Here is an 11820-nt window from a genome sequence, read left to right as displayed (position 1 = left end):
ATCGCTGCTGTTAGTGATGTCTTCCCATGATCAACGTGACCAATCGTACCAATATTAACATGCGGCTTCGTACGTTCAAATTTGCTCTTTGCCATCGCTATCAATCCCTTGTTTTGTTTCTTGTTCTCTTATTTTTCCCCAACACCCAAAAACAGAACTTTAAACTGGATAGGCTACGCCAAACCTAACAGCCAGAACCCTTAAACAGAAAAAACCCAACCAGCTTACGATGAAAATATCATTCCATCAAGCCCTTCTTGCTCAATCACCAACAACTCTTTGGAGCGGGTAGCGGGAATCGAACCCGCGTATTCAGCTTGGAAGGCTGCTGCTCTACCATTGAGCTATACCCGCATTACCACATACTCACTCTCCTCCGATGAATGGTGGAGGGGGTTGGATTCGAACCAACGTAGCATACGCAACGGATTTACAGTCCGCCCCCTTTAACCACTCGGGCACCCCTCCATCACATCAGAAAAGTTGCGCAATGAAGCATCACGACAACCAGACTTTGACTACCCACTCAATTCAAAATGGTTGCGAGGTGGTTATGACGGTTACGATCGTATCTGTCAACAGAATAAATACGATTTTGTACAAATTTCCTGCTAATAATTTTGAATCACAGCTTTTGTCTATCTATTTTTACTATTCATGCGTTATAAAGAAACTTATGAAAGAAAAAATATCAAAAAATGCTCATTATGCTCGTTTGCGTCGTCAATATCGTGATGCAAAAAGCTTTTCCCATCGATCTTCTGCATACCCGAAAAAGGAAGACATTTCTTTGTCAAAAGGAAAAATCCGTCTTTACGGTATGCATTCTGTTCAAGCTGCTTTAAAAAACCCAAAAAGAATTTTTGGATGTCTTTATGTTACACAGAATGCCTTAAAACGATTACATATACCCGAATCAGATTTACCTTGTCCTGTTACATTATGCTTCCCTAAACAACTCGATGCACTCGTTGGAAGTGACGCTGTCCATCAAGGCATTGTTTTAGAAACATCCCCCCTTAAGCCATGCCTATTATCTGAATTAACTGATGCGAATCTTGTCATCGTCATGGATCAAATTACCGATCCACATAATGTCGGCGCTATTATGCGCTCTGCCGTTGCATTTAAAGCTGATGCTCTTATTACAACTTGTCGCCACTCCCCCCAAGAAAGTGGGGTTCTTGCTAAAGCCGCATCTGGAGCTTTAGAACTCATTAATTATATCGCCGTACGAAACCTCGCCGAAGCACTCCAAGAACTTCACAAAGCTGATTTCACCAGTTTTGGTCTTGATTCGGAAGGTCAATACCCTCTGGAGACTGCCTTAAAAGGAAAAAAAATTGCCCTTGTCTTAGGAGCAGAAGGAAAAGGTTTACGGAAAAAAATACGTGAAACCGTCTGCACATTAACACGTCTTGATATGCCTGGAAACATTAAATCGCTCAATGTCTCAAATGCCGCAACAATAGCGCTTTATGCAGCTCATAGATATCTTAGACCATAATATTTATTTTTTGTCGCGAAATATCAAAAAAACCAATCAATAAAAAGCCTGAACAAAAACCGCCAATATGAGCCTCCCACGCTATTGAAACACCCTCTCCTACCAATAAAAAAGAATAAACGCCCATGATAACATCAACACCTAACCATACCCCCATAAAAATAAGAACATTCCCTGTACGCAGTGCTTTTTTTATAGACAATAAAGGGCTCAAAAATTCCTTATTTTGTGTACCAATGCCGACGACTGGGGGAAAACCGTAACGTGCAATAGCCCCCATCATTCCAGAAACAACACCCGATGCGCCAACAAGCGGTACTGCACTATCTTGATGAAAAACAAAATAAGTCAACACTGCTATAATTGCTGTTACAATCCAAAAAATTAAAAAACGCAAAACACCCAAGTGTTTTACTAAAGGAGATCCAAAAACCAAAAGCCAAGCCATGTTAATAGCAACATGTTGAAAACTACTATGCATAAATGAATAACTCAAAATAGTATAAAAAAATGTAAGTGGTTCAGCCCTAAATAATACGGGTATAAATGAAAAATACCTAAGACTTTCAATATAAAATTCGTGAGAAAAACAATGTTGAGGAATAAAATAAATACAAAAACAAAATACGATCAAAACCAATATAATCAATGGAACATTCAATAATGGTTCTTTCGTTTTTTTGGAAAAAAATGATCTATTATGGTTGATGTCTTTCATTGTATAAAATCTCATAAACCTATTTATATTTTTTCTATAAAATAATCATGATTATAATTTAACTGTTAAAATTAATGGTCTTATTGAAAATCAATAATAAATATAAAATACACAAAAATACTGATTTTTATTTTAAGCTATCTTTATAAAAGTCACTGAAGGCAAGACTTTAAGAATTTTGCTTACAATCTTTTAACCACACATCATAGATAGGATGCTCTACAGCATTCAATCCAGGACTGTCTGCAAACATCCACCCTGTAAAAATACGCCGTATCTTTTTATCTAATCTAATCTCATTGACTTCAACAAAACCAGTTGTGCGATTCGGTTCATCTTTAGAACTCGTATAACATGCGCGCGGTATCACCTGCAAAGAGCCATATTGATAAACTTCACCAAGAGCAACTTCAAAACGTGTAGTCCGACCAGTAATTTTGTCAAGCCCAGAAAAAATAGCAATTCCGTTGCTAATACGCTCAGCCTGGACACCATACACTGAGGATAAAACTGCCCCTCCCATAAAACAAATATTTAAAAAATGCTTTAACCCTAAAAAAGCTCTCATCACATCCAATCAATCACATAAAAATATTTATAACATATTGTAAAACAGGAAAAATACACACAAACATCAAATGTTTTACTTCTTAGGCAACCATGCATCATAATCTTCATGCACATAAGAACGTTTACCACTGTAAGAAATAGCTCCCTTTGGACGATAAGCCTCGCTTGTCCCTGTCATATTTGCAACATGAGGCTTTTCCCATTCATATGGCTGATAATCCTCTTGTGTTGGAGGAGTATCGCAGCGATGATGAATCCAACCATGCCAACCTGGTGGAATAGTAGAAGCCTCAGAATACTCCTTATAAATGACCCAACGCCGGGGATAACCATCCTTATGAAGGCCTCCTTCATAATAAATATTTCCAAACTGATCTTCTCCAATACGTTTACCTTTACGCCAGGTAAAAAAACGCGTACCTACAGTATTACCATTCCACCATGTAAAAATTTGTTTAAAAAAAATAGGCATTTTATTGTTCATCTCTTCAGTATACCCATGAAACCAATCGTAGCCCCATCCAATGCGCTAAGCTACATTCCCTAGCTATCAGTATCATATTTATAGACTTTCCTCTACCCTATAAAACTTAATCAATGCCCAGTTTGAGCTTAATCAATTCATTAACAGTTTTAGGATTTGCCTTACCAGCTGTTTTTTTCATAACCTGCCCAACAAACCAACCCGCTAAAGCCGGTTTTTGTTTTGCTTGCGCAACTTTATCAGCATTATTGGCAACAATTTCATCAACAGCCCTTTCAATCGCCTCTACATCTGTTACCTGCTTCATATTGCGTTCTTCCACAATCTGACGCGGATCTCCGCCTTCATTCCAGACAATTTCAAAAAGATCCTTAGCAATTTTTCCAGAAATCGTTCCTTCTTTGATAAGGTCAATAATATTGCCTAATTGATCCGGTGACACTGGTGTTTCTTCAATCTCAAGATTACTCTTATTTAAAGCGCCTAAAAGATCATTAATAACCCAATTAGCCACTATTTTTCCATCACGACCATAGGCTACTTTTTCGAAATAATCAGCAATGGATTTTTCTGTCACGAGAATAGAAGCATCATATACTGTCAACCCCATCTCGTTGATAAAACGTGCCTTTATTTCATCAGGAAGCTCAGGCAATTCAGCCGCTAAATCATCAACAAATGCTTGATCAAGCTCTAATGGCAAAAGATCAGGATCAGGGAAATAACGATAATCGTGTGCTTCTTCCTTTGAGCGCATAGACCGTGTCTCCCCTTTTGTAGCATCAAAAAGTCGCGTTTCTTGATCTACGACACCACCATCTTCTAAAATTGCAATTTGCCGACGCGCCTCATACTCAATCGCTTGGCCAATAAAGCGAATAGAATTCACATTTTTGATCTCACAACGGGTTCCAAATCTTTCACTAGGACGACGAACCGATACGTTCACATCTGCACGCATAGAGCCCTCATCCATATTGCCATCACATGTCCCTAAATAACGAACAATCGTACGCAATTTTGTCATATAGGCTTTAGCTTCATCTGAGGAACGCATATCTGGCTTAGAAACGATTTCCATCAGAGCGATACCCGAACGGTTAAGGTCGACAAAAGACATTGTTGGATGCTGATCATGCATCGATTTTCCAGCATCTTGTTCAAGATGCAACCGCTCAATTCCAATCTCAATGTCTTCAAATTGACCGTTTGAATCTGGACCAACAGATATAATAACTTTTCCCTCTCCAACAATTGGATCATGAAACTGAGAAATCTGATATCCTTGCGGTAAATCTGGATAAAAATAATTCTTACGATCAAAAATAGATTTCAGATTAATATGTGCCCTGAGCCCCAAACCGGTCCGAATGGCTTGAAGAACACACTCTTGATTTAAAACTGGCAACATACCAGGCATTGCTGCATCAACAAGCGATACATGATTGTTTGGCTCTGCACCAAACTTAGTTGATGCGCCTGAAAAAAGCTTTGAATTTGATATGATTTGCGCGTGAACTTCCATACCAATAATGACTTCCCAGTCACCAGTTAGTCCGGAAATAAAGCGCTTAGAATCAGGAGTGCGCGTATCAACAATGCCCATTATTAACCCACTATACGTTCCAAATATACTTCATGGCTGATCTAAAACCACTCTAAGTGCAAGCTTAGAATATAAATATCATAAAACAAGCCCGATTCCACCGGGCTTGTTTTTGTTCAGGAAAATATTAACCTTTTTTCTGCACCTTTTTCTTAGCCGAAACCCTTTCTGCAGATTTTTCTTTCACTGAAGTTTTTTTCTTCGCTGACTTTTTCACCGCCAAGTCCGTTTCATCATATTCCTTCATCAACTCTTCAACTGTTACCTCTTTATCTGTAACTTTTATCGTTGCTAGCAAATGATCAATGACTTTCTCTTCAAAAATTGGAGCACGTAAATTTGCAACAGCTTCCGGTGTATTACGGAAAAAGTCCATGATTTCTTTTTCCTGTCCAGGATACTGACGAACCTGATCAAAAACCGCTGCCTTTAACTCTTCCTCACTGACTTGGACACCAACCTTCATCCCAATTTCAGATAGAACCAAACCAAGACGAACACGACGCTGTGCAAGCATACGATACTCTTCCCGCGCTTGCTCCTCCGTAACACCTTCATCTTCAAAACTGCGCCCAGCCTTTTTTAAATCATCATTAACTTGCGCCCATATATTGTTAAACTCAACTTCTAAAAGCCCTTCAGGAATCTCAAAATTATAATCAGCATCCAAAGCGTCAAGAATCTGACGCTTTATCTTTTGACGTGTCATTGAGCCATATTGGCTTTCAATCTGACCACGAACAACCTCGCGCAAACGATCCAAAGATTCTAAACCAACTTTTTGCGCTGCTTCATCATCAACCTTGAGCGCATCTGACTTAGAGACAGCCTTAACAGTGATATCAAACTCTGCATCTTTACCCGCCAAATGGACAGCACTGTAATTATCAGGAAATTTAACAGAAATCGTTTTCTTATCACCTGCTTTTACACCAACCAATTGCTCCTCAAACCCAGGAATAAATTGTTTTTCCCCCAGAATCAATCGCACATCGTTATCTGCACCACCCTCAAATGGAACATTTTCAAGCTTACCAAGATAATCTATTGTAACACAATCCCCTTCTTCAGAAGGGCCATCTTTTAGAGAAAAATTACGCGTTGAAGAAAGAACACGCTTTACCTGATCATCAATTTCTTGTTCAGAAATAGCCGCAATCTCACGAGTAATTTCAATATGCTCAAAGCTCTTAACTTCAAACTTTGGTATAATTTCATATTTTAGGCTAAAAACAAAATCAGCCTTACCCTCTAGAATTTGTTCATTTTCATCTATATCGATTTGTGGCTGCATTGCTGAACGTTCATTCCGGTCAGCTAAAATAGAACGGGGCGCATCGCCAACAATCTCATTGAGAATCTCTGCCATAAAAGATTTTCCGTACATCTTCCGCAGATGTCCGGCTGGTACCTTACCGGGACGAAAACCATTCAGCCTGACTTTATCTTTGGTACTATCCAACCGTTCATTTAATTTTTTTTCTAAATCTGCCGCCGGAACCACGATCTTAATTTCGCGCCTCAGTCCCTCATTAAGCGTCTCGGTAACCTGCATTAAACAACCTTCACCTTTCTGAAAAGAGGGATAAACCCACTCTGATAATAACCACACTCCTAACACTTAAGTGTTAAATCACCACGAAGCAGAACTCTAAACACATAGATACCATAGTGTTCAAGAAGTTTCTTTGGTGCGGATGGAGGGACTCGAACCCCCATGGTCTCCCGCCAGAACCTAAATCTGGTGCGTCTACCAATTTCGCCACATCCGCTCAAACTTGCAAGCCGGTAACCTTACACAAACGGCGTCTCTATACCATTAATTAAAGAAAAAAAGCAAATAAATATATTTAAAAATCTAAATACATATGATTCTTAATAATTATTAATAAGTTGTATAAATAAAATCTACCCTTTTCATACAGAAAAGCTTCCGCTAAAAGCAAGCTATGTTAAATACACCCAATACTCCAATTCATATCATCGGTGGCGGTCTTGCAGGCAGTGAAGCAAGCTGGCAAATTGCTCAATCAGGAATTCCTGTTATTGTGCATGAGATGCGCCCCCAAAAAAAATCTGATGCTCATAAAACCGGTCAACTCGCAGAACTCGTTTGCTCAAATTCATTCCGCAGTGATGATTCAGAAACAAATGCTGTGGGGCTCTTACATGCCGAAATGCGACTAGCAAAATCACTTATTATGAAAGCTGCAGATGCTAACAAAATACCAGCAGGAAGTGCCCTTGCAGTTGATCGTGATGAGTTTGCAAAAACTATTACTACAGCGCTTGAAAATCATCCTCTGATAACAATAAAACGTGAAGAAATCAAAGAATTTCCTGAAGATTGGCATCATATTATCATTGCCACTGGACCTCTCACCTCATCGACACTTGCTCAGAAAATACAAGCAATAACAGGAACAGAATCTCTTTCTTTTTTTGATGCGATTGCGCCTATTATCCATACTAATAGTATTGATTTGAGCATTTGTTGGTATCAATCTCGCTATGATAAAGTTGGACCTGAAGGAACAGGAAAGGATTACCTTAACTGCCCCCTTAACAAAGAGCAGTATGAAGCTTTCATTCAAGCATTAATACATGCCGAAAAAACAGAATTCCGTGACTTTGAAAAAACGCCCTATTTTGACGGATGTCTACCAATCGAAGTTATGGCTGAGCGCGGACTTGAAACCCTCAGGCATGGTCCTATGAAACCTATGGGATTAACAAATGCCCATAACCCTACAGTTAAGCCCTATGCCGTTGTCCAATTACGTCAAGATAATAAATTGGGCACCCTTTATAATATGGTTGGCTTCCAAACAAAATTGAAATATGGTGAACAAACTCGCGTTTTTAGAATGATACCAGGTCTTGAGAATGCTGAATTTGCACGTCTTGGTGGACTTCATCGCAATACCTATATTAACTCCCCAGCTATCCTTGACCAAACTCTTCGTTTGAAACAAAGGCCTCAGTTGCGTTTTGCTGGACAAATTTCCGGATGTGAAGGATACATAGAATCATCGGCAATAGGACTTCTTGCTGGATATTTTGCCGTTGCTGAATATAATCATTATCGCCCTTGCCTTCCACCACCAACTACAGCACTGGGAGCTCTTTTGAATCATTTGACAGGTGGACACATCACAGCGCAAGAAACAGAAAGGCAATCCTTTCAACCAATGAATATCAATTTTGGACTTTTCCCACCTATCGATTCTAGTGAAAACTTAGGAAAACGCTTGCCAAATAACGAAAAAAAATTAGCCAAAAAACGAGCTATAACAGCTAGAGCGCTAAACGATTGTATTCAATGGTTAGAAAATAAAGAAAAAAACAGATTTTTTTGATAAAAATACACTCTTGATCTTTACCCTATTTAAAAGACCCCAAGCATGCTCATTAGAAAAATATTCTAAAGGCTTTTTATATAGCCATCGCAACTTATCTCCATTCTTCGCTAAAAAATGGAGAAACTCTAAATGATTTTGATAACTATGAATTAAAGAACCTCAATCATAATGGAATGCAAATACATCTCACATGAGTTCCACACAAAATATACCATCACGATAACAAGGGGAATCAAAAATATATCAGATTCCCCACATCAACGGCTTTTTGACTGCCACCATTCACATGAGAACCTGTGCAGTAAAATCTTTATAGAAAGCCGTAAAGTGAATATTTACGCACAGAACGTGGCATCAAAAAGCACTTTCAAACAATAACGAAAACAACAAAATATTGAAAATACCTGAAGTATACACATATTATGATGCCTCATGTAAAAAGCATATACAAAAAGCTACTTATAACTTAGTTTTTTCGAAAAGCTTAAATTACTTTCCATTAACGGCTTCTTTTAAACTCTTTCCTGCAGAAAATTTAGGAACAGAACGCGCTGGAATATCAATTTCCGCACCAGTTGAAGGATTACGTCCCTTTGTAGCAGCACGATGAGAAACTTCAAACGAACCAAAACCTGGAAGACGAACATCTCCTCCTGAAGCCAAAGCCTCTGTCACAGAAGCAAGGAAAGCATCTATAACTTCACCTGCTTGTTTTTTTGAAACATCTGCTTTTTCAGCAACTGAACTAACTAACTCACTTTTATTCATGGAACATTTCCTTTCCCTATATTACCGGATAACACAACTTAACCGTGTTATCGATTAGTTTATTGAAAAGTGTAGTAAATAGAAGTCTTATTTTTATACAGAACATTGTTTTTTTAGAAAAAATCAAAGTTATTCACGGAATTTTTTACTTTTTTCTAAAGTAAAAAGAAAAAAAACATAAAAACATCCTTTACTGCTTCAAAAATGCAAACACAAACGTTCTTTATGAATCAGTGCGCAACTTGTATTCCCTCACTATCACTCTCCGCCCTGATAGATACAGGCACTGCAGAGGACTCTGTCCATTCAATGGAATCAGGAAAGCGAACTAAAGCATGTTTTAAAACTTCACTTACATGACTGACCGGAATAATTTCCATACTATTCTTGACATCATCAGGAATATCAATCAAATCCTTTGCATTCTCTTCAGGAATAAGTACCTTTTTTATACCTCCTCGAAGAGCTGCGAGCAATTTTTCTTTTAATCCACCAATCGGTAGAACACGCCCACGTAAAGTAATTTCACCAGTCATTGCAACATCTTTATGAACTGCTATCCCTGTTAATATTGAAACAATAGCCGTCACCATTGCAATTCCAGCCGATGGTCCATCCTTCGGTGTAGCCCCCTCTGGAACATGAACATGGATATCACGCTTGTCAAAAAGTGGAGGTTCAATACCAAAATCAACAGCACGAAAACGCACATAAGATGCCGCTGCTGAAATTGATTCTTTCATAATATCGCGCAAATTTCCAGTTACAGTCATCTTGCCTTTTCCAGGCATCATAACCCCTTCAATGGTTAATAGCTCCCCACCAACCTCTGTCCAAGCAAGCCCAGTAACAACACCAATCCGGTTTTCTCCTTCAATCTGATTATGGTGATAACGTTTAACACCTAAAAAATCCCCAATATTATCTTCTGTCACTTTTACAGATTTATGACCCGTTTTAAGAATTTTTGTAACTGACTTACGTGCAACCTTCATTAACTCACGCTCAAGACTACGGACTCCCGCTTCACGTGTATAAAACTGAATTATCGACTTTATTGCCCCCTCAGAAATATTAAGCTCTTTTTTAGACAAACAGTGATCTTTTAACGCTTTTGGCAAAAGGTGCTGCTTAACAATCTCCATTTTTTCACATTCAGTATAACCTGCAATACGAATAACCTCCATTCGATCCATTAACGGTCCTGGAATATTAAGCGTATTAGCAGTTGTTATAAACATCACATCAGATAGATCATATTCAACCTCCAAATAATGATCCACAAATGTACCATTTTGTTCAGGGTCAAGAACTTCTAATAAAGCTGATGAAGGATCTCCTCGGAAATCTTGCCCCATTTTATCAATTTCATCCAACAAGAAAAGCGGGTTAGATTTTTTAGATTTTTTCATGGACTGAATGATTTTTCCAGGCATAGAGCCAATATATGTCCGACGGTGCCCACGAATTTCTGCCTCATCTCGGACCCCTCCCAATGAAATACGGACATATTCACGCCCTGTCGCTTTAGCAATAGAGCGCGCAAGTGATGTTTTTCCAACACCAGGGGGACCTAACAAACAAATAATAGGACCTTTTATCTTTGATGCTCGACTTTGAACTGCAAGATATTCAATAATTCGTTCTTTGACCTTCTCAAGACCAAAGTGCTCATTGTTCATGACTTTTTCAGCGAAGTCTAAATTGTTTTTAATCTTTGACTTTTTTCCCCAAGGCATTGCTAATAACCAATCGAGATAGTTACGAACAACCGTTGCCTCTGCAGACATAGGAGACATATTTCGCAATTTTCTCAACTCTGCTTCAGCTTTTTCATGCGCTTCTTTGGAAAGTTTTGTCTTCTTTATGCGCTCTTCTAATTCAGAAAGTTCATCACGGCTATCATCACCCGCTCCCAACTCTTTCTGAATAGCTTTCATCTGTTCATTGAGATAATATTCCCGCTGGTTTTTTTCCATTTGGCGCTTAACGTGCGAGCGAATACGCTTCTCAACCTGTAAAACAGAAATCTCTCCTTCCATAAAGGAAAGGACACGCTCAAGACGCTCACGTGCAGGTAACAGCTCTAATATTTTTTGCTTTTCTGAAAGCTTAATCATTAAATGCGAAGCAATTGTATCAGCAAGCTTAGAAGAGTTATCAATCTGGCCAATCGCATTAATAACTTCAGGGGAAATTTTCTTATTAAGTTTTACATAATTTTCAAAATAAGAAATCACCGACCTTGAAAGAGCTTCAATCTCAACATCATTTTCTCTAGGGATTTCTATAATAGTTGCATAAGCCTGATGATAATCTTCAGTCGAAGCAAATTGGCTAATCTTTGCACGCGCTGTACCTTCAACCAAAACTTTTACCGTTCCATCAGGAAGTTTTAAAAGTTGAAGAATATTAGCAAACGTACCAATATCATAGATATCTTCTGATTTCGGATCATCATCAGAAGCATTTTTTTGCGTAACCAACAATATCTGTTTATCAACCGCTATTGCCTCTTCAAGAGCACGAATTGACTTTTCTCGTCCCACAAAAAGCGGAACAATCATATGTGGGAAGACGACAATATCACGAAGAGGCAAAACAGCGTAAAATTCTTCTCTTACTTCCTCTATCTTTTCATTAATATATTGCATAACTCTCCTTTCTGGAGCCTATGATCATCCACCACACAAGGCCACCCTTAGAAAATTTTATCTTTCCGCAATACATGAAGTGGTAATTACAAACATATAAATCAAGCATTTTGACTATACTATTTATCAACATCCATTTCAAACGGGGCTT

10 protein-coding genes and 3 tRNA genes are annotated in these 11820 nt (G+C 38.5%); 2 read left to right on the top strand and 11 right to left on the bottom strand.

Translation table 11 applies throughout. The features are described 5' to 3' along the window. From ABID23_RS05405 to ABID23_RS05395, 3 genes are all read right to left on the bottom strand, one after another. A partial coding sequence (locus tag ABID23_RS05405) for a GTP-binding protein (RefSeq protein ID WP_002972655.1) occupies positions 1 to 95 on the bottom strand: 95 nt, incomplete at its 3' end. 185 nt (positions 96 to 280) lie between these two features. Next, positions 281 to 354, bottom strand: a tRNA-Gly gene (locus tag ABID23_RS05400). A gap of 30 nt (positions 355 to 384) precedes the next feature. Beyond that, positions 385 to 468: transfer RNA gene (locus tag ABID23_RS05395), tRNA-Tyr, on the bottom strand. 208 nt (positions 469 to 676) lie between these two features. Here ABID23_RS05395 and ABID23_RS05390 point away from each other — a divergent pair. Beyond that, entirely contained in the window at positions 677 to 1507 is an 831-nt protein-coding gene (locus ABID23_RS05390; protein WP_354190079.1) for a TrmH family RNA methyltransferase, read from the top strand. Here ABID23_RS05390 and ABID23_RS05385 read toward each other — a convergent pair. The 6 genes from ABID23_RS05385 to ABID23_RS05360 all read right to left on the bottom strand — a co-directional run bounded on the left by ABID23_RS05385 (position 1497) and on the right by ABID23_RS05360 (position 6657). After that, the gene (locus ABID23_RS05385; protein ID WP_354190085.1) at positions 1497 to 2225 is read right to left on the bottom strand and encodes a rhomboid family intramembrane serine protease; all 729 of its coding nucleotides are present in this window, start codon (positions 2223 to 2225) and stop codon (positions 1497 to 1499) included. The two genes, ABID23_RS05390 and ABID23_RS05385, sit on opposite strands and share 11 nt — an antisense overlap. A 169-nt stretch (positions 2226 to 2394) precedes the next feature. Beyond that, entirely contained in the window at positions 2395 to 2793 is a 399-nt protein-coding gene (locus ABID23_RS05380) for a DUF2155 domain-containing protein (protein WP_354190077.1), read from the bottom strand. A 75-nt stretch (positions 2794 to 2868) separates the two neighbouring features. Beyond that, a complete protein-coding gene (locus ABID23_RS05375) occupies positions 2869 to 3267 on the bottom strand; it encodes an NADH:ubiquinone oxidoreductase subunit NDUFA12 (protein ID WP_354190075.1) in 399 nt (132 codons plus the stop codon). 118 nt (positions 3268 to 3385) lie between these two features. Further along, positions 3386 to 4885, bottom strand: coding sequence for an Asp-tRNA(Asn)/Glu-tRNA(Gln) amidotransferase subunit GatB (gatB, locus tag ABID23_RS05370; protein WP_354190073.1), 1500 nt, complete (start codon positions 4883 to 4885; stop codon positions 3386 to 3388). 127 nt (positions 4886 to 5012) lie between these two features. Next, complete coding sequence (tig, locus tag ABID23_RS05365; protein WP_354190071.1) at positions 5013 to 6440, bottom strand: trigger factor; 1428 nt, start codon at positions 6438 to 6440, stop codon at positions 5013 to 5015. Between the two features lie 134 nt (positions 6441 to 6574). Next, positions 6575 to 6657 (bottom strand) — tRNA-Leu (locus tag ABID23_RS05360). 177 nt (positions 6658 to 6834) lie between these two features. On the opposite strand from ABID23_RS05360, the gene trmFO reads away from it, so the two are divergent. Continuing rightward, positions 6835 to 8244 carry a methylenetetrahydrofolate--tRNA-(uracil(54)-C(5))-methyltransferase (FADH(2)-oxidizing) TrmFO gene (gene trmFO, locus ABID23_RS05355; protein ID WP_354190069.1) on the top strand — a complete coding sequence of 470 codons (1410 nt, stop codon included), beginning with the start codon at positions 6835 to 6837 and terminating at the stop codon, positions 8242 to 8244. Positions 8245 to 8736: 492 nt separating this feature from the next. Here trmFO and ABID23_RS05350 read toward each other — a convergent pair whose 3' ends face one another. Further along, positions 8737 to 9015 carry an HU family DNA-binding protein gene (locus ABID23_RS05350; RefSeq protein WP_354190067.1) on the bottom strand — a complete coding sequence of 93 codons (279 nt, stop codon included), beginning with the start codon at positions 9013 to 9015 and terminating at the stop codon, positions 8737 to 8739. Positions 9016 to 9245: 230 nt separating this feature from the next. Then, positions 9246 to 11669, bottom strand: coding sequence for an endopeptidase La (gene lon, locus ABID23_RS05345; protein WP_354190065.1), 2424 nt, complete (start codon positions 11667 to 11669; stop codon positions 9246 to 9248). Positions 11670 to 11820 lie beyond the last annotated feature (151 nt).

It is taken from the genome of Bartonella silvatica, from assembly GCF_040545155.1.
GTDB lineage: Bacteria > Pseudomonadota > Alphaproteobacteria > Rhizobiales > Rhizobiaceae > Bartonella > Bartonella silvatica.
The sequence above is the reverse complement of the archived record's forward strand: the minus strand, read 5'-3'. Positions and strand labels throughout refer to the sequence as shown.

Coding starts and splice junctions, on each gene's coding strand:
- gatB (WP_354190073.1), bottom strand. CDS start 4,885: ATGGGCATTGTTGATACGCGCACTCCTGATTCTAAGCGCTTTATTTCC.
- ABID23_RS05380 (WP_354190077.1), bottom strand. CDS start 2,793: ATGAGAGCTTTTTTAGGGTTAAAGCATTTTTTAAATATTTGTTTTATG.
- trmFO (WP_354190069.1), top strand. CDS start 6,835: ATGTTAAATACACCCAATACTCCAATTCATATCATCGGTGGCGGTCTT.
- ABID23_RS05390 (WP_354190079.1), top strand. CDS start 677: ATGAAAGAAAAAATATCAAAAAATGCTCATTATGCTCGTTTGCGTCGT.
- ABID23_RS05350 (WP_354190067.1), bottom strand. CDS start 9,015: ATGAATAAAAGTGAGTTAGTTAGTTCAGTTGCTGAAAAAGCAGATGTT.
- ABID23_RS05385 (WP_354190085.1), bottom strand. CDS start 2,225: ATGAAAGACATCAACCATAATAGATCATTTTTTTCCAAAAAAACGAAA.
- ABID23_RS05375 (WP_354190075.1), bottom strand. CDS start 3,267: ATGCCTATTTTTTTTAAACAAATTTTTACATGGTGGAATGGTAATACT.
- lon (WP_354190065.1), bottom strand. CDS start 11,669: ATGCAATATATTAATGAAAAGATAGAGGAAGTAAGAGAAGAATTTTAC.
- tig (WP_354190071.1), bottom strand. CDS start 6,440: ATGCAGGTTACCGAGACGCTTAATGAGGGACTGAGGCGCGAAATTAAG.